Annotated in this window: 21 protein-coding genes; 8 read left to right on the forward strand and 13 right to left on the reverse strand. The window is 69.6% G+C overall.

All coding sequences use genetic code 11. The features are described 5' to 3' along the window. Nucleotides 1–23 precede the first annotated feature (23 nt). The 7 genes from ACQUSQ_RS06055 to ACQUSQ_RS06085 are packed head-to-tail and all read right to left on the reverse strand — an operon-like array spanning nt 24 to nt 5,524. Complete coding sequence (locus tag ACQUSQ_RS06055; RefSeq protein ID WP_435067726.1) at nt 24–737, reverse strand: adenosylcobinamide amidohydrolase; 714 nt, start codon at nt 735–737, stop codon at nt 24–26. Continuing rightward, entirely contained in the window at nt 737–1,741 is a 1,005-nt protein-coding gene (gene cobD / locus ACQUSQ_RS06060) for a threonine-phosphate decarboxylase CobD (RefSeq protein ID WP_435067641.1), read from the reverse strand. Before cobD ends, ACQUSQ_RS06055 begins: the two co-directional genes overlap by 1 nt. Beyond that, the gene (locus ACQUSQ_RS06065; protein WP_435067643.1) at nt 1,731–2,720 is read right to left on the reverse strand and encodes a nicotinate-nucleotide--dimethylbenzimidazole phosphoribosyltransferase; all 990 of its coding nucleotides are present in this window, start codon (nt 2,718–2,720) and stop codon (nt 1,731–1,733) included. The genes cobD and ACQUSQ_RS06065 overlap by 11 nt, the downstream gene beginning before the upstream one ends. Next, complete coding sequence (locus ACQUSQ_RS06070; RefSeq protein ID WP_435067727.1) at nt 2,717–3,256, reverse strand: NTP transferase domain-containing protein; 540 nt, start codon at nt 3,254–3,256, stop codon at nt 2,717–2,719. The genes ACQUSQ_RS06065 and ACQUSQ_RS06070 overlap by 4 nt, the downstream gene beginning before the upstream one ends. Beyond that, entirely contained in the window at nt 3,256–4,005 is a 750-nt protein-coding gene (gene cobS, locus ACQUSQ_RS06075) for an adenosylcobinamide-GDP ribazoletransferase (RefSeq protein ID WP_435067644.1), read from the reverse strand. Before cobS ends, ACQUSQ_RS06070 begins: the two co-directional genes overlap by 1 nt. Beyond that, complete coding sequence (gene cbiB, locus ACQUSQ_RS06080; RefSeq protein WP_435067645.1) at nt 3,999–4,901, reverse strand: adenosylcobinamide-phosphate synthase CbiB; 903 nt, start codon at nt 4,899–4,901, stop codon at nt 3,999–4,001. Before cbiB ends, cobS begins: the two co-directional genes overlap by 7 nt. Continuing rightward, complete coding sequence (locus ACQUSQ_RS06085) at nt 4,892–5,524, reverse strand: HAD family hydrolase (RefSeq protein WP_435067728.1); 633 nt, start codon at nt 5,522–5,524, stop codon at nt 4,892–4,894. Before ACQUSQ_RS06085 ends, cbiB begins: the two co-directional genes overlap by 10 nt. Nucleotides 5,525–5,636: 112 nt before the next feature. Here ACQUSQ_RS06085 and ACQUSQ_RS06090 point away from each other — a divergent pair, with 112 nt between their 5' ends. The 3 genes from ACQUSQ_RS06090 to ftsZ all read left to right on the forward strand — a co-directional run bounded on the left by ACQUSQ_RS06090 (nt 5,637) and on the right by ftsZ (nt 7,689). Continuing rightward, the gene (locus ACQUSQ_RS06090) at nt 5,637–6,140 is read left to right on the forward strand and encodes a double zinc ribbon domain-containing protein (RefSeq protein WP_435067646.1); all 504 of its coding nucleotides are present in this window, start codon (nt 5,637–5,639) and stop codon (nt 6,138–6,140) included. Between the two features lie 188 nt (nt 6,141–6,328). Continuing rightward, the gene (locus ACQUSQ_RS06095) at nt 6,329–6,511 is read left to right on the forward strand and encodes a ribbon-helix-helix domain-containing protein (RefSeq protein ID WP_157689508.1); all 183 of its coding nucleotides are present in this window, start codon (nt 6,329–6,331) and stop codon (nt 6,509–6,511) included. Between the two features lie 2 nt (nt 6,512–6,513). After that, nucleotides 6,514–7,689: a cell division protein FtsZ gene (gene ftsZ / locus ACQUSQ_RS06100; RefSeq protein ID WP_435067647.1), complete on the forward strand. Its 1,176-nt coding sequence runs from the start codon at nt 6,514–6,516 to the stop codon at nt 7,687–7,689. Between the two features lie 33 nt (nt 7,690–7,722). On the opposite strand, the gene ncsA is transcribed toward ftsZ, so the two are convergent. Then, entirely contained in the window at nt 7,723–8,688 is a 966-nt protein-coding gene (gene ncsA, locus ACQUSQ_RS06105) for a tRNA 2-thiolation protein NcsA (protein WP_435067648.1), read from the reverse strand. A gap of 78 nt (nt 8,689–8,766) precedes the next feature. Here ncsA and ACQUSQ_RS06110 point away from each other — a divergent pair, with 78 nt between their 5' ends. Then, entirely contained in the window at nt 8,767–9,426 is a 660-nt protein-coding gene (locus tag ACQUSQ_RS06110) for a DUF7095 family protein (protein WP_435067649.1), read from the forward strand. A gap of 12 nt (nt 9,427–9,438) precedes the next feature. Here the strand turns inward: ACQUSQ_RS06110 and ACQUSQ_RS06115 are convergent, their stop codons facing one another. From ACQUSQ_RS06115 to ACQUSQ_RS06125, 3 genes are read right to left on the reverse strand one after another with little or no spacing between them, the layout of a single operon-like run. Further along, complete coding sequence (locus ACQUSQ_RS06115; RefSeq protein WP_435067650.1) at nt 9,439–10,239, reverse strand: class I SAM-dependent methyltransferase; 801 nt, start codon at nt 10,237–10,239, stop codon at nt 9,439–9,441. A gap of 30 nt (nt 10,240–10,269) precedes the next feature. Further along, complete coding sequence (locus tag ACQUSQ_RS06120; RefSeq protein ID WP_435067651.1) at nt 10,270–11,499, reverse strand: endonuclease/exonuclease/phosphatase family protein; 1,230 nt, start codon at nt 11,497–11,499, stop codon at nt 10,270–10,272. Nucleotides 11,500–11,540: 41 nt separating this feature from the next. Then, nucleotides 11,541–12,374, reverse strand: a complete 834-nt coding sequence (locus ACQUSQ_RS06125; protein WP_435067652.1) for a deoxyribonuclease IV — start codon at nt 12,372–12,374, stop codon at nt 11,541–11,543. An 81-nt stretch (nt 12,375–12,455) separates the two neighbouring features. Here ACQUSQ_RS06125 and ACQUSQ_RS06130 point away from each other — a divergent pair, with 81 nt between their 5' ends. Then, nucleotides 12,456–12,980, forward strand: coding sequence for a redoxin domain-containing protein (locus ACQUSQ_RS06130; protein WP_435067653.1), 525 nt, complete (start codon nt 12,456–12,458; stop codon nt 12,978–12,980). Here the strand turns inward: ACQUSQ_RS06130 and ACQUSQ_RS06135 are convergent. Beyond that, entirely contained in the window at nt 12,977–13,801 is an 825-nt protein-coding gene (locus ACQUSQ_RS06135) for a lipoate--protein ligase family protein (protein ID WP_435067654.1), read from the reverse strand. The two genes, ACQUSQ_RS06130 and ACQUSQ_RS06135, sit on opposite strands and share 4 nt — an antisense overlap. Nucleotides 13,802–13,866: 65 nt before the next feature. Beyond that, nucleotides 13,867–14,826, reverse strand: coding sequence for a halo transducer protein (locus ACQUSQ_RS06140; RefSeq protein ID WP_435067655.1), 960 nt, complete (start codon nt 14,824–14,826; stop codon nt 13,867–13,869). A gap of 157 nt (nt 14,827–14,983) precedes the next feature. On the opposite strand from ACQUSQ_RS06140, the gene ACQUSQ_RS06145 reads away from it, so the two are divergent. From ACQUSQ_RS06145 to pstA, 3 genes are all read left to right on the forward strand, one after another. Then, nucleotides 14,984–16,210 (forward strand): PstS family phosphate ABC transporter substrate-binding protein, encoded by a 1,227-nt coding sequence (locus tag ACQUSQ_RS06145; protein WP_435067656.1) that lies wholly within the window; start codon nt 14,984–14,986, stop codon nt 16,208–16,210. An 87-nt stretch (nt 16,211–16,297) separates the two neighbouring features. After that, entirely contained in the window at nt 16,298–17,425 is a 1,128-nt protein-coding gene (pstC, locus tag ACQUSQ_RS06150) for a phosphate ABC transporter permease subunit PstC (RefSeq protein ID WP_435067657.1), read from the forward strand. Further along, on the forward strand, nt 17,425–19,038 hold the full coding sequence (gene pstA / locus ACQUSQ_RS06155; protein WP_435067658.1) for a phosphate ABC transporter permease PstA: 1,614 nt from the start codon (nt 17,425–17,427) through the stop codon (nt 19,036–19,038). The genes pstC and pstA overlap by 1 nt, the downstream gene beginning before the upstream one ends.

Raw genomic sequence — 19,038 nt, forward strand, 5'->3', positions numbered from 1 at the left:
CGACTCTCTGCCTGCCGCGTCCTTCAATCGTCCGATGCTACCGCTGTCACCGTCGCGCGGTCGTCGGTCACGACGCCCGACGACGCCTCGTACTCGCCGTCGGGATGTCGGGAGCGGAGGCTGGCGGCGACGGCATCGCGGACGCAGGCGCGGGCCGCCGCGCCGACGGGCGTCGCGCTCCCCGAGAACTTCGCCGGGTCGCCGGTCGGGTCACAGGCCGCGACGACGGCGTCGGTCGTCGTCCCCGGAACCCCCACGAGTTCGAGGAGCGTCGCCGCCTTCGCCTCCGCGGCGACGGTCAGGAGGTTGGGGAGCGCGCCCGCCGCGAGCGACCGGGTCGTCCCCACGACGACGTTGACGGTGCCGGCGTGGTCGGCCTCTGCGACGGACGTGAGCGTCCCGTCGCCGTCGCGTCGCTCCGGGTTGTGGTCGACGGGCAGGCGGGCGGGGTTGGTGACGCCCGCGGTGGCGACGGCTTCGACGGGACCGAGACGCGCCCGGCGGGCGTGACGCTGGTCGACGCCGGTCAGAAGCGTCGGGCCGGGGGCGTCGAAGCCCGCGTCGGCGAGGCGGTCGTCGACGTACGTCGAGAGGTCGGTCCGCTCCCACCCCGTCGGCACGGTGCAGTTGTAGGCCGCGGGGGCGCGACACTCGCCGCCGTCGTGGCCGGTCGAGAGCCAGCGGGTGTTCGGGCGGGCGAGACGGCAGACGCCGTCCCGGACCGTCGTTTCGAATATCACAACAGCGCGTCGAGGAGGCGGTCGTTCTCGTCGGGGCGTCGGACCGCGACCCGGACGTGTGAGTCGAGGCCGCGGAAGGTGGTCGCGTCCCGAATCACGATGCCCTCGCGCCGGGCGGCGTCGACGACGTCGCTCACGGGCCGGTCCTCGACGCCGAGGAGGAGAAACGGGGCGTCCGAGGGACGGACGTCGAATCGGGCGTCGAGCGCGTCGGCCATCCGGCTCCGCTCCCGGCGCACCCGGTCGCGCGTCTCGGCGACGAAGCGAGTCTGGCGCAGGCAGTGGATGCCGACGGCCGCGGCCGGCGTCGACACCCCCCACGGGGGGCGGGCGGCGTCGAGACGCTCCCGGAGGCCGTCCGTCGCGACGGCCAGCCCCATCCGGAGGCCCGGCAGCCCGAACACCTTGGTCAGCGAGCGCGCGACGACGACACTGGGTTCGCCCGCGAGCGTCCGCGCGTCGGTGAAATCGAGAAACGCCTCGTCGACGAGCAACACGGTGTCGGCCGCGCGACACCGCTCCGCGTAGGACCGGAGGTCGGCGTGTGGATACCCGTCGCCCGTCGGGTTGTTCGGGTTGCAGACGACGACCAGTTCGTAGGGCTCCGGGTCGACGTCGAGGATGCGGTCGTGAGCGACGAAGGTGGGGTCGGCGCCCTGCAGCCGAACCTCGCGCTCGTACTCGCCGAAACTCGGCTCGGGGAGGAGCGCGTCGTCGCCGTCCGAGAGCGTCGTCTCGGCGGTGAGACGGATTGCGGCCATCGCGCCGGCGGTCGGCACCACGTACAGCGGCTCACAGCCCAGATACTCGCCGGCCGCGGTTCGAAACTCGCAGTAGTCGTCGCCGGGGTAGCGGGTGGACGCGCCGAGTGCGGATTCGTAGACGCCGGCGACCCCTCGCGGCCGGTTCGGGTTCGTGTTGGCGCTGAAATCCAGCAGCGTCGCGTCCGACGCCCCCCCATGTGGCACGCGGTCGACGCGGGCCACGGCGTCAGGTTCCATGCCTGTCGGTAGTGCGCTCCAGTACCTCAAGCGTTCCGTCCGCGACGCTCCCCAACTCTCCGGCCCGGTCGGCGAGTAGGAGCGCCCCGCCCATCCCCGCGCCCTCCTTCGCTTCGCCCGCGGCGTAGCGGGCGAGTCCCCCGTCTCGCTCGTCGAATCCGGGGTCGGTGACGACCAGTTCGCAGTCGAGTTCGGCGGCCGCCCGCTCGGCGTCGACGTCGCGGGCGACGTAGGGCGTCGTCGCCACCGTCACCGGCTCCGCGACGCCGGCGTGGCGGAGCAGCGCCGTCGCGGCGAGCATCTGCGTCCCGCCGCCGAGGACGACATCGGTCCCCGATTCGAGTGCGCCGGCGGCGAGGCCGCCGACCACGGCCAGCACGGGGTCGCCGAGGAATCGGACGGCGAGTTCGGGTCGGTAGGCGGCGTCGCCGGGGTCGATGTCGCTCGCGCTGAGTCCCTCGGCTACCACCGATTCCTTCAGGTCGAGTGGGTTCGACGGGAGCGAGGAGGAGACGGGCACGTCGGCGCCGAGCGCCCGGCAGACGCCGAGTGCCGTGGTGGTGCCGCCGGGGATGGTCTCGCCGACGACGAGTTCGTCGTCGGGAAGCGCTCGCCCGAGGTCACGGGCGGCCATCCACGCGCCCGGCGCGGTGGGGACGGGGTCGGTCTCGCGGACGTCTCGCCCCGGTTTCGCGCCGACGTCGACGGTGGGGGCGCCGGTCGGCGCGTTGAGGCCGGCGTCGACGACGAGCGTCTCGAACCCCACTGCCTCGCGGACGGCGCGGGTGACCGTCGCCGGCGTCGGACACCCCGACGGACTCACGGGGAGCGCCGGCGCGCGCACCAGATGGCCATACTCGATGAGTTCGGCGTCGGCGCTCGGCGTGTGCGGCATCTTGTCTTCGTCGGCGCCCGCGGCGCTGAGGCCGTCGATGCGTGCGGTCGCGGTGGTGCCGGCGACGAGGACGAACCGCGTCACGACAGCGCCTCCGCAACCCAGCGGTCGGTGGGTCGGTTCACGTTCACGGCGAGTCGTGGGTCGTCGCTAACGTATATGTCGTCGTCGGTCTCCGCGACGACGTTGACGCCGGACGGCGCGAGTTCCTCTTCCGCGTGTGTCAGCGTTGTGTCGACGCTCACGCCCAGTCGACGCTTCAGGGCGACGGGGACGGCGACGACGAGCGACCCCGTCGCCGCGTCGAGTACGTCGTCCACCGCCTCGGCGGCGAGCAACGGGAGGTCCGCGGCGACGGTGAGCGCCGGTCGACCGACCCGGTCCAGCGCCGCCGTCAGGTCGGCGACGTAGCCCTCGCCCGGCGTGTCGATGACGGTCGGGTCGCGCTCGCTGAGATGGGCGCGCGTCTCGGGCGTGTGCGGCGAGACGGCGGCGTAGACGGTGTCGACGCGGCTCGTCGCGAGGGCGTCACACACCCTATCGACGGTCGGCGTACCCGCGACGGTGACCAGTGGTTTCTCCGTCTCGCCGCCCAGTCGCGTGCCGCGCCCGCCACACATCACCAGAGCGTCCACACGACCACCCCCGCGTGCAGCGCCGCGACCCGGCCGAGTTCGTTCGCCGCTCCGAGGACGTCGCCCGTCACCCCGCCCAGTCGGCGCGCGCCCCATCGACCGACGACGAGGGCGACGGCGGGGCCGGCGAGGAGCGTCGCGACGAGCGCCGGGCCGCTTCCAGTCGGGGCGGCGACTGCCGCAAGTCCCGCGACGGGGACGACCGGAAGCAGGCCGATGGCATCGCTCTCGCCGACGACGGCGGAGCCGAGGCCCTCGTGTCCGGGCGTGCCGAGAGCGGCGAGCGTCGCCATCCCCGCCTTGGCGCTCACCTCGGCCGCGAGCGCGAGGCGGACGGCCACGCGGGGGCCCGCGCCGGCGACACCGAGCGCCCCGAGTGCGAGCGTGACGAGCGCGAGCGACACCGCGAGCGCGCCGCCGACCCCCGTCTGGGCGTCTTTCAGGGCCGCCCGGCGGTCCGTGTCGCTGCCGTGGGTGGCGGCGGCGTCGCCGCAGTCCGCGAGGCCGTCGGCGTGGGTGACGCCGGTGACGAGATAGAGGACGAGGAGGTAGCCGGCGACGGCCGTCGAGACGGGCACCGGGAGCGAGAGGGGGAGCGCGGCGAGGGCGCCGACGACGTAGCCCGCGGCGAGGAAGGCGACGGGCGTCCGCCGGAAGGCGTCCCACGCCGCCTCGCTGGCGCCGACAGGGAGTCGCGTCAGGAAGGCGAGCGCGCCGCGCACGGCGGTCAACACAGGGCAATCACCCCCGCCAGCCCGAAGGCCAGCCACCCCGCCCGCGAGACGACGGTGACGCCCCGGTCGGCGTCGGCGGGCGTCGGGAGCGTCGCGCTCGGGTTCAGGTCGTACGCGCCGGCTTTGGTCAGTCGGACGCCCAGCAAGACGGCGAGCGTCGCCATCGGCCAGCCGGCGTTGGGTGACGCCGGGCGCCGGGCGAACGGGCGCGCGTCGCGGAGCGCGGCGGGACGGCCGGCGGCGACGGCGAGGAGGGCGGCGCTCGCGCGTGCGGGCGCCCACATCACGATGTCGTCGAGTCGAGCGGGCGCCCACCCAATCGCCACGCTGTGGTAGCCGAAGGTCGAATCGAGGGTGTTGACGGCCTTGACCCACGCCGCGGCGCCGGCCGCCGCGGGCAGTGAGAGCGGGGCGAGGAGGGCGAAGCCGGCGAGCGGGGCGACGAGGCCGTCGCTCAGGTTCTCGGCGGCGCTCTCGACGGCGGCGCTCCGCACCTCGCTGGCCGAGAGGTCGGTCGCGTCGCGTCCGGCGAGCGACCGCAAGCGTTGGCGGGCCGCGGGGAGGTCCGTCTCGCTCGCGGTGACGACGGCGCGCGCCTCGTCGAGGAGCATCCGCCGGCTGGTGGCGACGAAACAGCCGAGGCCGGCGACGGCGGCGCCGAGAAGGGGGTCGACGCGCTCGCACAGCGCGACCACGGTGGCGACGCTCCCAGCGGCGAGAAGCGGGACGAGGAGGGCGATTGCGGCGCCGGCGAGTCGGGGACGCGGCCACTGGCGGTCGAGGGGGCGAAGCAGGCGCCCCAGCCACGCGACGGGGTGGAGTCGCCCCGGCGGTTCGGCGACGAGGCGGTCCAGCCCGGCGGCGATGGCGACGCTTCCGGCGGCCATCAGCGACACGAGTCGTCGCCTCCGGCGGTGAGTTCGGCGTCGAGGTCGGTGAGCGGCGTGTCGGTCACGTCGACGAACCGTCCGCCGACGCTCGTCACGCCCTCGTCGGCCTCGCTATCGCCGACGTGAATCAGGTCGGCGGCGTCGCTGTCGAGTTCGGTCGCGAGCGTTTCGAAGGGGCGGGGGTGTGGCTTGCGGAAGCCGCAGGCGGCGCTCGTGACGACGGCGTCGAACGCGTCGCGGAGGTCGGCGCGGACGAGCGTTCGCGAGACGAGTTCCGGCACACTGCAGTTCGAACACAGGCCGACGGGGCCGCGTTCGCGGGCGGCCCGAAGGGCGGTGTCGACGCCGGGTCGGCGTCGCACGTCGGGGTCGAACGCGGCGATTACGGCGCGTCTGACGACGCCGTCGGACGCCTCGACGTCGCGGCTCCGGAGGGCCGCGGCGACGTGGGCCGGGAGGGGGATTTCGGCGGTCGCCGGCACGTCCATCTGCGGCGTCGCGTAGGCGGTTGCCCAGTCGTCGGGGACGGGCACGTCGCGGTCCCGAAGCTCTGTGGCGACGGCGGCCGCCGGGTCGGGCGGCATCGTCGCCGTGACGAGCGTCCCGAAGAGGTCGAACGACACGGGCACGGTTTTCGGAAGATTGGCGCGGAGCCACTTGACCGTCGCGGTCGGGGCGGCGACAGACATCCGTCAGACATCCGCGAAGGTTTGATATGACAGGGGGTCGTGACCACGTACCATGAGCAAAATCACGTTCCGCGCCGACGATGACCTCGTCGAGCGCCTCGAGGCGTTCGACGCCTCGAAGAGCGAGGTGATGCGCGATGCGTTGCGCACCTACCTCGACGACGCGGAGCGTGACGACTCGGGTGAGGGAGTGGACCGGCTCGAAGCCCTCCTCGCGGAACACGCGTTTTCGACGCCCGAGCCGCCGGAGATAACCGTAAACGTCACCGTCGATGGTGAGAACGCCACGCCGTCGGACGTGTCCGTCGACCGTGGCGCCGCCGCGTCGCCGCGTAAGACGGAGCGGACGGAGCGAGGCGAGCAGACACAGTCGCGTAACACGTGTTCGCAGTGTGGGGAGACGATGTCCGGCGGACACGTTTACTGCCCGAACTGCGGCGAGAAGGGCTCTCACCGGGTTTTCTGTGACTGTGGCGACGAAATCCGTTCTGACTGGGCGTTCTGTCCGAGCTGTGGGCGTCGGACGCCAGCGGCGGACGTTCTCGACAAACCGTAAGCGAACACGGCCGTTTGTCTTACAACGGCCGTTAATTTTATAAGGTATTGGTTGCTTGGTACGTCTGCGTAAGACGGTCGTCTTACAGGTCGCTGGCCGGGTGGTGAACCCACCGCTGTCGGCCGGTCTGAGCCTGAAGACACGAGATGGGGCGATGCCCCGTGCCGTCTTACCGGGGGAATGTAACAATGGAGCGTGTGACACTACGAATTCCGAAGCAGCAAATCGAGGAGGTCGAACAGATGGTCGAAACGGGAGAGTTCCCGAACCGAAGCGAGGCCATCCGCTCGGCAGTCCGCGAGATGCTCAACGAACAGAGCGAGTCCCGTGACGACAAGCGCAACCGCAACCGAAGCTGGGCCAAGGTGTAACCATGGACGGGTTCATCGACGAGGCCATGCGGCACGAGGAGGAGGAACAGCGGAGCGCGGACGACGACGACGAGTTCGGGAACCCTCGAATCGTCATCGTCGGCGCGGGCGGCGCGGGCAACAACACCGTCAACCGACTGTACAACATCGGTGTCGACGGTGCCGAGACGGTCGCTATCAACACCGACAAACAGCACCTGAAGATGATAGAGGCCGACACGAAAATCCTCGTCGGCAAGTCGCTCACGCAGGGGCTGGGCGCCGGTGGCGACCCCTCCATGGGTGAGCGAGCGACCGAGATGGCGCAGGGGACTATCAAGGAAGTCCTCGGAGAGGCCGACCTCGTCTTCGTGACGGCCGGCATGGGTGGCGGGACCGGCACCGGCGCCGCGCCCGTCGTCTCCAAGATTGCCAAAGAACAGGGCGCCATCGTCGTCGGCATGGTGTCGACGCCGTTCAACGTCGAGCGCGCCCGGACCGTCAAGGCCGAGGAGGGCCTCGAAAAGCTCCGCGGTGAGGCCGACTCGATTATCGTCCTCGACAACAACCGCCTGCTGGACTACGTGCCCAACCTGCCCATCGGCAAGGCGTTCTCCGTGATGGACCAAATCATCGCCGAGACCGTCAAGGGCATCTCCGAGACCATCACCCAGCCCTCGCTCATCAATCTGGACTACGCGGACATGTCCACGATTATGAATCAGGGCGGCGTCGCGGTGATGCTCGTCGGCGAGACGCAGGACAAGAACAAGACCCAAGAGGTGGTGAGCGACGCGATGAACCACCCGCTGTTGGACGTCGACTACCGCGGTGCGTCCGGCGGGCTGGTCCACATCACCGGCGGTCCCGACCTCACGCTGAAAGAGGCCGAGGGCATCGCCAACAACATCACCGAGCGACTGGAGGCGAGCGCCAACGTCATCTGGGGCGCCCGCATTCAGGAGGAGTACAAGGGTAAGGTCCGCGTCATGGCCATCATGACGGGCGTCCAGAGTGCGCAGGTACTCGGTCCGTCGACCCAGCGTCAGGCGGAGAAGTCCCGGCGCAGCCTCAACGGCGAGGACGTTTCGGAGTTCGACGCGAGCGAGAACGTCTCCCAAGAACAGGACCAGGCCTCCTGGTCAGACGGCGGCCGCGACCAGGTCGACAAGCGCAACGGCGTCGACGTCATCCGCTAACCGCCGCGACCACACCTTTCTGCTCGGCGTGTCTTACACCGCTTCTATCGACTCGACGAGCCGGCACTTCCGGCAGATGCGACCGCCCGTACTCGACCCACAGCGCTCGCACTCGCCGAGGTCGGTCGTCTCGCCGTCTCGGTAGCGCTGGGCCGCGAGTTCCGCGAGTTCCTCGTAGCCCGCCATAATCGAGTGGCGCGTCCCCGGATGGTCTTCCTCCATTTCGAGGAGGAGACGCTGAATCTCGCCCCGATACGCTTCGCTGGCGTGAGGACACTCCGTGATGTGGGCCGGCAGGTCCGCGAGGTGGGCGTACAGCGCCACCTCCTTCTCCGGCACGTCGCGCAGCGGTTTGGCCCGTGGGACGAAGTGGGCGCTCTCGGCGCGGCGGTCGAACGGGCCGAGACTCGCGTCGAAGTGTTTGGCCATCTGTTTCAGGTCGCCCTCGAAGAAGTTCATGAGCGCCGTCTGGGCCTCGTCGTCGAGGTTGTGGCCCATGAGGAGTTTGTCGGCGCCCAACTCCTCGGCATAGGACTCCAGCAGGTCGCGCCGGAACACGCCGCAGTACGCACACGCGGCCATGTTCTCCGGGTCTTTCTCGACGACGTCGTCCATCTCGACGCCGAGTTCGTCGGCGTACGACACCACCTCGTGGCGGAGGCCCAACTCCTCGGTCAGCGCCCGACAGGCGTCGAGACTCTCGTCGCGATATCCCTCGATGCCCTCGTGAATCGAGAGCGCTACCAGTTCGACCCGCGGGTCGCGCCCGAACGTGTCGTCGAGAATCTGGGTGAGGACGACGCTGTCCTTGCCGCCGGAGAGGCCGATGACCCACGTCTCGGGGTCGTCCGGGGTGGCGTCTGCCGACAGGAGGTCGTCCTCCCGGATGCGGCGACGCACCCGTTTCTCGACCGAGGCGCGGAAATGCTTGTCACAGAGATGCGCCCCCGAGTAGGCCGCGTGCATCACCGCCTCGCGGCCGCAACTGTCGCACTCCATCGGCGCTCCCTTGCCAGTCGGGCCGTATCACGGTTTCGTTGGACAACCGCTTTGTGCGACCGGGCGCAAGGGTGGGTGATGGACCGAGACGCCGCGCTGGACCGCGCCGCCGACATCGTCGACCACGTCGAGCGAGCGACGACCGGGTCAGCCCACCTCCCCGTTCCCGTCCGCGAGGTGTGGGTGTACGGCGACGTCGCACTCGGACTCGACCCAATCGACCGCCTCGATGTCTACGTCACGAAGGACCTCCACATGCGCGGCGACACCGACCGCGAAGCCGACTTCGAGGCGGAGTACGGCGTCGCCGGCGTCGGCAAAACCGTCGACGCCGACTGGGCGGCGGCCCACCCCGAACACCTGCGGGCGAACGAGAACGGCCACGCCGCACCCGAGCAGTGTCTCGCCGCCCACCTCGTCGACGACGACGAACCGATACATCTCGAAGTGTGTAACGCCTCCTTTTCCGACAACGTCACACAGCGCCTCCGCGGGGCGATGGCCCGGGACGCGTACGCGGAGATTCTCGACCCGCGGGGCGTCTGCCTGTGGGCCGACGGCCAGCGAGACGACGACGCGATGGCGAAACTTCGGGCGGGCGAACTCGCCTTCCCGACGCTCACGGGCGCGCTCGAAATGCTGGGACTGGACGAGGACGAGGCCGCCGAGGCGGCCGACGTGATGCGGGCGCGCCGCGCCGAGGCCACCGGGCGGTCGGTCCGTGGCGACGTGGTGTAAGACACGCAGCCGTCAGGCGTTCGGAACGCGCCCGACCGTCACGTCGAACGGCACCACCTCGGCCCGTCGATACGTCCCCGCCTGCATCGCGTCGACGACGTCCCGACCCATCTCTCGCCACGCGCTCCGCAGGTCGTCGTACGCGTCGCCGACCGCCCGGCGCAGTTCGGTCTCGTGGTCCGCCAGTCCCGCGCCGGTCGCCTTCCGCGTCGCGTCCTGCAGGTCGGCGTCGCTGTACGGCGGTTCGATGACTTTCCGGTGGTAGTGCCGCCGCGTCGTCACGTCGACGAGGCCGGCGCGTTCGAACGCCGCTTCGACACGCTCGCCGAGGGCGACGTCCGTCTCGACGCCCTCCAGATACGCCGCTCGGAGCCGGCGGTCGAGTTCGGCCTCGCGGTCGACCGTCGACTCGACGGCCACGTCGGCGTTGTCGGGTTCGACGGCGGCGACGGCGTCGCTCGCGACGCGTCGGAACTCCCGGAGCGCCGCGGCCGGGTCGGGCAGATTGACGAGCAGCGCCTGACAAGTCACGAGGTCAGCGGCGTCGTCACGAAGGGGGAGACGGAGGGCGTCGCCGACGGCCACGGGGAGTCCCGTCTCCTCACGAGCGACGCCGACGAGTTCGGGGTCGGCGTCGACGCCGACGACCGTCCCATCCGTCTCCTCGGTGAGGACGCGCGTGAACTCGCCCGTCCCGCAGCCGACGTCGACGACGCGGTCACGCGTGGCTAACTCCAAGTCCTCGAGCGCCGCGCGCGACGACCACAGCCCCGCCCGCGTCCGCCGGAGGTAGTCCGCCGAGAAGTTGCGCACGACCCCCTCTACCCCATCGCGTGCCAAAAATCAGTCGTCCTCGGTCCGTCGCCGTGCGGCGAGCGCCGCGACGACGACGGCGGCCAGCCCCGTGACGCCACCGAACCCGGGCAGTTCGGCCGTCGTGTCGCCGCTGGCCGGTGGCTCCGTCGACGCGACGGTCGGGGTCGAGGTGTCGGTCGCCGGCGCTGTCGACGTGTTCGTCGCTGTCGGCGCTCCCTCGGCAAGCGTCGCCACCACGCCCGCGTGGTCCGAGGGCCAGAGGCGGTCGTCCCCGACGGTGATTCGGTCCTCCGGGTCGGCCCCGACGCGTTCCGCGCTCGCCGCTCGGAGCGGCCCGCGGACGAGGACGTGGTCGACGCGGTCCGTGAGCGACGCCGTGTCGTTCCGGAGGTCGGCGGCGTGACAGCAGGTGTTGCCCACCCCCGCGGCGGCGTCGCGAAACGTCTCCGTGAGGCGGTCGTAGGCGCCGTCACCCGGCCCGCTGTTGAGGTCGCCGACGAGGACGACCGGTTCGGGTCGCTCGGCGAGCAGGGATTCGAGTTCCGCCGCCTGTTGCCGACGCGTCTCCGCCGACACCGATTCGAGATGCGTATTACAGAAGGTCAGCCGCCGGTCGCCGACCGTCGCGTCGACGACGCCGTAGCCGCGTTCGAGCGAGATGGAGCGCCCGTCGTCGGCCAGCGTAGCCGTGGCGTCGAACGTCCCCGTCGTGACGCCCGTCGTCGACACACGCTCGTGGACGAGTATCAGGTCGCGGTCGGTCAGCCGCACCGCGCGTCGCTCGCCGTCTATCGTCGTCGGCAACTGGAAGTCGGTCGTCTCCACCGCGGCGACGACGCGGTAGGGCAATCCCCGGTCGTCGAGTGCCGTCGACAGACGCTCCCGGAAGTCGTAGCGCACCTCCGTCGCCGTCGGCGTCGTATCCGCCGTCGGCTCGCCCGTCCGTATCAGCGCCGCCTCCTGAACGCCGACTAGCGCCGGCGCCGCTCGCCCGACTTCGGCGGCGATGGCGTCGAGACGCGCCGTCACCTGACTCCGGTCGACCGACTGTAACAGGTCGCTGACGGCCGCCTCGACCGTCTGGTCGCCCGTCGCCGCCGTGGCGAGGAGGCGAAAGAGGTCGGCCCCGAGATAGCAGTTGCGCGTGCCGACCGTCACTCCCGCCGACTGGCCGCGGGCGCCCCCCGACGCCGCCAGCCCACCGACGACGCTCGCGCCGGCCGCGAGCGCGCCCCGTCTCGTGAATCCGTCGCTCATTCGTCTCCCGGTATGGGTGGTCCCGGCAAAAGCGACGCGGACTACGCCTCGGCGCGGAGTTCGCGGACGCGCTCGATGTTCCACTCGAAGCTCTTGCCGTTCTCCGTCGGCGTTTCGAGGACGAACGGCAGGTCGGTCAGGTCGGGATGGCTGACGATTCGTTGCATCCCATCGACGCCGATTTCCCCCTCGCCGATGTGGGCGTGTTCGTCCTTGTTGGTCCCGCAGGCGTGTTTCGAGTCGTTGAGATGGATACAGTGGAGGTTCTCGATGCCGACCACGTCGTCGAACTCGTCGACCACGCTGTCGACGCCGGCGGGCGTCGAGAGGTCGTACCCCGCGGCGAAGGCGTGGGCGGTGTCGAGACAGACGCCGAGGTTGTGGTCGCTCGCTTCGAGTACCGCGGCGAGGTGTTCGAAGTCGCCGCCGAGTTTCGTCCCACTGCCCGCGTCGCTCTCGACGAGGACGGTCACGCCCTCGGGCACGTCGAGTTCGTCGAGCGCGCTCACGGCGTTGTCGAGGCCGCCGTCGATGCCCGCGCCCGTGTGCGCCCCGAGATGGACGTTCACGTACTCGATGCCGAGTTTCGCGGCGGCGTCGACCTCTCGTTGCATGCTGTCGATTGACTTCTCGCGCAGGTCGTCTTTGGGCGTACAGAGGTTGACGAGGTACGAGGAGTGAATCACCCACGGGCCGTCGAGCGACGCGTCGGTGCCATCGCGGAACTTCGTCGCCTCGTCGTCGCCGATGTTCGGGTTCTGCCAGACCTGTGGCGAATGCGTGAATATCTGCCCGCAGTTGCCGCCGACGTCGAGTTCGTTGTCGACGGCGTTGTCGACGCCGCCAGCAATCGAGACGTGTGCTCCAACTCGCATACCGTCTGGTGGCGGTAGGCGCGCAAAGGCGCTTCGACTCTGAGGCGAACGGTTTTGGTATCGCCGCGTGAACGGCGTGGCATGGACCCGGTAGACGTCGGCGAAACCGTGGCGGACGTGAGCGCGACGCTCGTCCGCCCGGACGGGACGGCGACGGACGTCCCGCTCAGTGACCTGACGACGGACCGCCCGGTGTTGCTCAGTTTCTATACGGTCGATTTCAGCCCCGACTGCATCGACGAGTGGTGTTCGTTCCGCGATTTCGACTGGTTCACCAGCGGCGAACACGTCGAAGTCGTCGGGTGCAGCAAATCGAGCGCCGGTCTCCACCGCCGCTTTATCGACTATCTCGGCCTGAGCTTCCCGCTCTATGCCGACCCCGACCTCACGGTGTCGGACGCCTTCGGCGTCTCCTACCGGGCGCTCGGCATCTCTCGGCGCTCCCGCCGCTCCTGTTTCCTCCTCGATTCGGACCTGACCGTCCGCTACCGCTGGCTCGGCGAACACTGGCTCGACCCGACGCGTGACACCCCGCCCGTCGGCGAGATTCACGACGCCATCACGGAAGAACTCGATACGCCCGAAACCGAGACGTTCGGCTTCTAGCCCGGCCGCCGTCGCGTCCACTCGTCGCTCGCGTACTTCTCGCTCGCCCGTTCTCGCGCCCGCGCCAGTTCGTCGTCCGTCCACGACCCCTCGTCGGCGTCCGCCCACTCGCGGAGCGCCGATTCGAGCGACTCGACCGCCTCCGACCGCGTGACGTCGGCGTGGTCGTCGATACCCGTCACTCGCTCGCGAAACGTCTCCGGGTTCACGCCGGGGTCGTCGAACACCGCGAGATGCCGCGCCGGCGACGCCGAGTACGTGAGCGAGCCGTGCTGGACGATGGCGTTCGTCCGCCGGTGCTGGGCGTTACCGCTTACCTTGCGCTCCGTTTCCGTCCCCACGACCACGTCGTGTGCCGGGTGGAGTTCGCGGAGATAGCACGCCGGCGGGTACAGCGCCGGCCGTTCCGTCTCCGCAACGTGAGCCGAGACGCCCAACCGGTCGAAGGCGTCCAGCACCGGCCGACAGAGCAGGTGGTAGGAGTCCAGCAGGTCGCTCGGGAGTTCGTCGCTCGGCGCGACGATGCTGTAGGAGATGTCGCCGTCCGTGTCGTGATAGATGCCGCCGCCGCCCGTCTGGCGGCGGGTGACGCCGATGCCCTCGCGTTCGCAGTGCGCCCAGTCGACGGTGGCCGGGTCCTGCTGGTAGCCGAGCGAGAGCGTGCTGGGAGCCCACCGATACACCCGGAGGGTTCGCGGCCCGCCGTCGGCGGCCGTCTCGGCAGCAATCTCGTCCAGCGCCATGTTCATCGGCCCCGACCACGCCTCTTCCCGAATCAGTCGCCACTCGCGGTCGGCGAGGGGGCCGGTGTTCCCGTCCATACACACTGGTCGGCACCAGTCAGCAAATGGGTTTCGCGAGGCGAAAGGGGCAGTCGGGGGATAGCTCAGGCCGACGCCGCACCCTCCGTCTCCGGGCGGTACTCGCCGAGCAGCGACTCGACGGCTCCCCAGTCGACCGGCGGCGAGTGGTCGTCGAGCGCGGCCTCGAAGTCGGCCAGTCGGTCGCCGTAGCGGTCCCGCCACTCCGACTCCGCGTCGAAGCGGTCGCCGAGCGACTGCCACCGCTGTTCGAGGTCCGTGAGACGGTCGTCGAGGGCGGCGAGGGCGTCGGCGTCGACGGCGCCGTGTGCGTCGTCGGGACCGGGGTCGGGCCACGCGTGGAGGTCCTCGACTTCGGCACGAAGGTCGGCGAGTAGGAGCCGGGCCACCCGGTGTCTGAGGGTGGCGTCGAACCGGACGGCGGCGGGGTCGACGTCTTCGGCCGCCACCGCATCGAGAGTCTCTCCCACGCCCTCGACGAAATCGGTGACCGCGTCGGCGTCGTCGTCGAGGGCGTGCAGCCGACGGTCGGGGTTCCGGACCCACGCCTCGAACTCCTCGGCGTCGACGCCGAGTTCGTCGGCGGTGTGCTGGGCCGAGTTGGCTGCGGCGTTGAGACGGCGAATCTCGACTGCCGTCTCGTAGATATCGTCGGACTCGGCGAGGTCGATGACGGACTGGAGTTGGTCGCCGAGGTCGTCGACGCGGGATGCGACCGCTTCGTGTCGCCGCTCGAAGTCGGCGAGGCGCTCGGCGACGGTGTCGAGGTGAGCGACCGCGGCGGCGGCCTCGCGGGCGTCGTCGATGAGCATCCCCGCGTTCTCCACGCGCGTCTCGGGGGTCGACACCACCTTCGAGACGTGGGCGAGTGCGTCGTCGACCGCGTCCCGGCGCACGATGCCGTCCGTCGTCACCCGTCCGAGCGCCGCTCGAATCGCGTCGGGGTCGTCGCCGGTCCGGGCGGCGACCCTATCCACGGCCGCGTCGAGCGACTGCCCGTCGAGCGAGTCGTCGTGGTCGGTCACAGGCGCCGTTTTCCACGAGGTGGCGTTATACCTTCCGCCTCGCTCATACAACGACTATTGATGTGTATGTAGTGGTCGCTTCGGTACACTGTACCATGGCGACGGTACTTACCCCTCATATAAACCGTCTTTATTGGACGTACGGCTTCTTCAGGTGATGTCTGACGACTCAGACCGAGACAGTCGCGTTTCACGGCGGACGTTCATTGCAACGACTGGCACCGTCGGTGTCGCCGGCCTGGCCGGCTGTGGCGGCCAGTCGGGCGGCGGTGGGGGCGGAGGCGGCGAGTCCGGCGGCGAGTCCGGGTCCGAGGCGACCCCAACCGATTCCGACACGGGCTCCAGTGACGGCGGCCTGAGCACCTCGCTGCTCAACGCCGAGGGCTCCTCGACCGTCTACCCCATCTCGAACACCGGCAGTTCCTACTGGAACTCCAACGCACCGCCGAGCGACGGCGAGTACTGGGGGTCGAACTCCGAGAGCACCGTCCCCGGGTGGGAACAGCTCGGCGAACCGGACATGCTCATCGCGGACTACTTCGCCTCGAAGTTCGGCTTCGAGCCGACCGAGCAGCGCTCCGAACCGCCGTTCCCGACGACGGTCGGCCTGAGCCACTCGGGCACCGGCTGTGAGGCCGTTACTGAGGGCCTCGTCGACATCGGCAACTCCTCCGGGCCTATTACGGCCGAACTCGATTGGAGCGAGGAGCAGGCCCAGAACACGGTCGTCGACAACGTCGTCGGCCGCGACGGCCAGCCCGTCGTTGTCAGTTCGGACGTCGTCGACGCCGGCGTCACGGAGCTAACCGGCGAGGAGATTCGCGGTATCTATCAGGACGAAATCACCAACTGGAACCAAATCGACGGGGTCGACTACGACCAAGAGATTTACGCCATCGGCCGCGCCGAAGGCTCCGGGACGGACACCTCGTTCCGCCTGAACATGCTCGGGGGCGCGGACGCCGCAATGCCCGGCGTCGACACCCGATTCGGACAGAACCAGCAGGTCGCACAGGCCGTCTCCCAGAACGAGGGCGCTATCGCGTACATGGCGCTTGCCTTCACCAGCGAGACGGTCGTCCCGGTCGGCATCAATTTCGAGGGCACGCTCTACGAGCCGGACCGCGACGCGGAAAACACCATCTTCGACAGCGACTACCCGCTCAACCGTGACCTCCACATGTACACGCTCATCGAGGAGGACAACCCCAACGGCGGCGGGTACGACGCCCGCGAAGCCGCGTTCATCAACATGTTCCTCAACGAGTTCGGCCAGACCGTCTTCGTCGAGGGCAACAACTACATCCCGCTTCCGACGAGCGACCTGCAGTCGATGAAAGAGAAGGTCTCGGCACTCGCTACCGAAGAGCTGGTGATGCCCTAATCCCGCGGGCCGGCCGCATCGGCTCGCCGTCTCCGAGCACGGAATGCCAATTTCTATGACACTTCTCACATCACGACATCACCCACTATGGCCTCACACACACGTAGCGAACGACTGAACGCGGCCGCCGAACAGCAGGTACAGCGGGTTCGCGAGTTCGTCGACGACACCGACCCCGCGGCGCTGGTCGTCGTCTCGACACTCGCCGTTTCCCTGCTGACGGCGTTTATCGGGTTTCTCGCGGTTTCGAACCTGACAATCCTGCCTTTCGCCGTGTTCGTCGCGGCGACGGGGTACGGCTGGGTGCGACATCAGGAGGAGACGGCGCTCGTGTTGACGCTGACGATGACCGTCTCGACGCTGTTGATTCTCGGACTCATCATCGTGTTCATCTTCCGGGAGTCGGTCCCGGTCATCCAGTACGAGAGCGCGACCGTGTTCGGCGTGAGCGTGCCGGGCCTTCGGATGTTCATCCAGCCCAACTGGGACGCGGTGTCGCCGCCCATCCGGTACTCGATGGTACCGATGATTCACGGGACGGTGATGGTGACCGTCGTCGCGACGGCCGTCGCCGGACCGCTGGGCGTCGCCGCCGCGCTCTTCCTGTCCGAGATTGCCCCCGACGTCATCCGGGAGTTCGTCAAGCCGGGCGTCGAAATCCTCGCTGGCATCCCCTCCATCGTTTACGGCTTCATCGGCTTCACCATCCTCAGCCCGTGGGCGTCGGACCAGTTCCAGACCACCGGGCAGGGGAGTTACCTCTTCGTCGGCATCGTCGTCGGACTGATGGCGCTTCCGACGGTCGTCTCCGTCGCCGAAGACGCCCTCAGTAGCGTCCCCGAGTCGATGAAAAGCGGGTCCCTCGCCGTCGGCACGACCGACTGGCAGACGATGACCTCGATTACCCTCCCCGCGGCGTTCTCCGGCGTCTCCGCGGCGGTCCTCCTCGGTGTCGGCCGCGCCATCGGCGAGACGATGGCCGCGACGGTCATGCTGCGCGGCGTCCCGCGACTCACCGAACCGCTGATGAACGTCTTCTACGGGCAGGAGACGCTCACGTCGCTTATCGCCCGCAACTACGGCGAAGCGGACGGCCTCCAGATGGACGCCCTGTTCGTCGCGGGCGTCATCCTCTTTATCACCGTCCTCGCTATCTCGATTGGCGCGCAGTACATCGAATGGCGGATGCGGAGCAAACTCGGGGGTGGGGCCTGATGGCTGGCGCGACCCGGTCCCGACTCGTCGAGGGCGACACGACGGCGACCGACGCAGTCGCCGCGGCGACGGTCGGCCTCTCGGCGGTTCTGTTCGTCCTCGCGGTGGCGGCGCTGTTCGAGCAGGTGAGCCTCGCCGGCACCGTCGCCGGCCTGCGGACGGTGACCCTGCTCGGTGGGCTGTTGTTCGGCCTCGGCGTCGCGGTGGCCGTCTTCGGCCTCGGCTCGCGGGTGGGCTACGTCGAGACCCAACCCGACGCGAGCGCCGGTCTGATAGCGAGTTGCGGCGCCGCGGTGCCGTGGTTCGTCATCGGGGGCGGCGTCGCCTCCCAGACGCTCGGATTCGGCACGCTCGGCGGCGTCGGCGGGGCTGTCCTCGTCGGCGGCCTCGCGTTCGTCGCGACTGCCGTTCCCCGTGAAGACGTGGGGTCGACGGTACCGCTCGGCGCCTTGCTCGCGTTCGTCGGCGTCGTCTTCCTCACCGGGACGATTGGGCCGACGTGGCTGTGGAATCTCGGCTGGGAGCAACAGGCCTCGATTACGGCCGAGTTCCTCGTCCCGGTCGCGACGCTGTTTTGCGCCCTCTACGGTGGCTGGGCGGCCGCGAAGGCCTACGGCCGCTTCGGCGCACGCGGCCGACACATGGGCGCGTACGTCCTCGTCTATCTCAACGCGCTCTCTATCGTCGCCTTCCTGTTCATCCTCATCGCCTTCGTCGTCGTTCAGGGGGTTCCCGGCCTGCTCAACGGCGTTCGGGTGGGTGCCGGCGTCGGCCCGCAGGTGTTCGGGGCGTTCGAGTTGCCGGTGTACGTCCCGTTCGTGATGAACGGCGTCGCGCTCCTGAACGACTTTCAGGGGGTCCTCCCCGCAATCGTGGGCACTATCTGGCTGGTCATCGGCGCGGTGCTGTTTGCGGTGCCGCTGGGCGTCGGCGCGGCCGTCTTCCTCACGGAGTACGCCGAGCGCGGGCGGTTCACGCAGGCCGTCGAGGTGGCGACCAACGGCCTCTGGAGCACGCCGAGCATCGTCTTCGGGCTGTTCGGGTTCGCCTTCCTCATCCCCCGGTTCGGCAACGGCAAGTCGCTGCTGGCCGGGATGCTCACGCTCGGCTTCATGCTCCTGCCGCTCGTGCTCATCACGAGCCGCGAGGCGATGCTCTCGGTGCCCGACGAGTACCGCGACGCGAGCGCCGCGCTCGGCGTGAAGAAGTGGCAGACGATACGGAGCGTCGTCCTCCCGGCGGCGCTGCCGGGCGTCATTACGGGCGTCATCCTCGGCGTCGGCCGCATCGCGGGCGAGACGGCGCCCATCTTGCTGACGATGGCGGGCGGGACGTTCGTCCCCGGCGGACAGACGGTAGATGTCATCGGCGGCTTCGAGTTCACCGGCTCGCCACCCTTCGTCGCCAACCCCGAACTCCTGCAGGCGACGTCCGCACTCCCCTATCAGCTGTACGCTCTCATCACCGCGGGCGTGGGGCTGGGGAGCAACGTCGCCGACCCCGACGGGTTCCGGTGGGCGACGGCGCTCGTCCTGCTCGCCGTCGTCCTCTCCTTTTACGCCATCGGCATCGGCGCGCGCTACTACTTCCGACAGCGACTCAAGCACGAATAA

Origin of the sequence: Haloplanus sp. C73, assembly GCF_051195115.1 — an archaeon.
GTDB lineage: Archaea > Halobacteriota > Halobacteria > Halobacteriales > Haloferacaceae > Haloplanus.

What these genes read in the sequence shown, in the direction of transcription:
- ACQUSQ_RS06135 (WP_435067654.1), bottom strand. Translation starts at nt 13,801, where the DNA reads ATGGACGGGAACACCGGCCCCCTCGCCGACCGCGAGTGGCGACTGATT.
- ACQUSQ_RS06120 (WP_435067651.1), bottom strand. Translation starts at nt 11,499, where the DNA reads ATGAGCGACGGATTCACGAGACGGGGCGCGCTCGCGGCCGGCGCGAGC.
- ACQUSQ_RS06125 (WP_435067652.1), bottom strand. Translation starts at nt 12,374, where the DNA reads ATGCGAGTTGGAGCACACGTCTCGATTGCTGGCGGCGTCGACAACGCC.
- cobD (WP_435067641.1), bottom strand. Translation starts at nt 1,741, where the DNA reads ATGGAACCTGACGCCGTGGCCCGCGTCGACCGCGTGCCACATGGGGGG.
- ACQUSQ_RS06070 (WP_435067727.1), bottom strand. Translation starts at nt 3,256, where the DNA reads ATGTGTGGCGGGCGCGGCACGCGACTGGGCGGCGAGACGGAGAAACCA.
- ACQUSQ_RS06130 (WP_435067653.1), top strand. Translation starts at nt 12,456, where the DNA reads ATGGACCCGGTAGACGTCGGCGAAACCGTGGCGGACGTGAGCGCGACG.
- pstC (WP_435067657.1), top strand. Translation starts at nt 16,298, where the DNA reads ATGGCCTCACACACACGTAGCGAACGACTGAACGCGGCCGCCGAACAG.
- ACQUSQ_RS06090 (WP_435067646.1), top strand. Translation starts at nt 5,637, where the DNA reads ATGAGCAAAATCACGTTCCGCGCCGACGATGACCTCGTCGAGCGCCTC.
- ftsZ (WP_435067647.1), top strand. Translation starts at nt 6,514, where the DNA reads ATGGACGGGTTCATCGACGAGGCCATGCGGCACGAGGAGGAGGAACAG.
- ACQUSQ_RS06095 (WP_157689508.1), top strand. Translation starts at nt 6,329, where the DNA reads ATGGAGCGTGTGACACTACGAATTCCGAAGCAGCAAATCGAGGAGGTC.
- ACQUSQ_RS06110 (WP_435067649.1), top strand. Translation starts at nt 8,767, where the DNA reads ATGGACCGAGACGCCGCGCTGGACCGCGCCGCCGACATCGTCGACCAC.
- ncsA (WP_435067648.1), bottom strand. Translation starts at nt 8,688, where the DNA reads ATGGAGTGCGACAGTTGCGGCCGCGAGGCGGTGATGCACGCGGCCTAC.
- ACQUSQ_RS06145 (WP_435067656.1), top strand. Translation starts at nt 14,984, where the DNA reads ATGTCTGACGACTCAGACCGAGACAGTCGCGTTTCACGGCGGACGTTC.
- pstA (WP_435067658.1), top strand. Translation starts at nt 17,425, where the DNA reads ATGGCTGGCGCGACCCGGTCCCGACTCGTCGAGGGCGACACGACGGCG.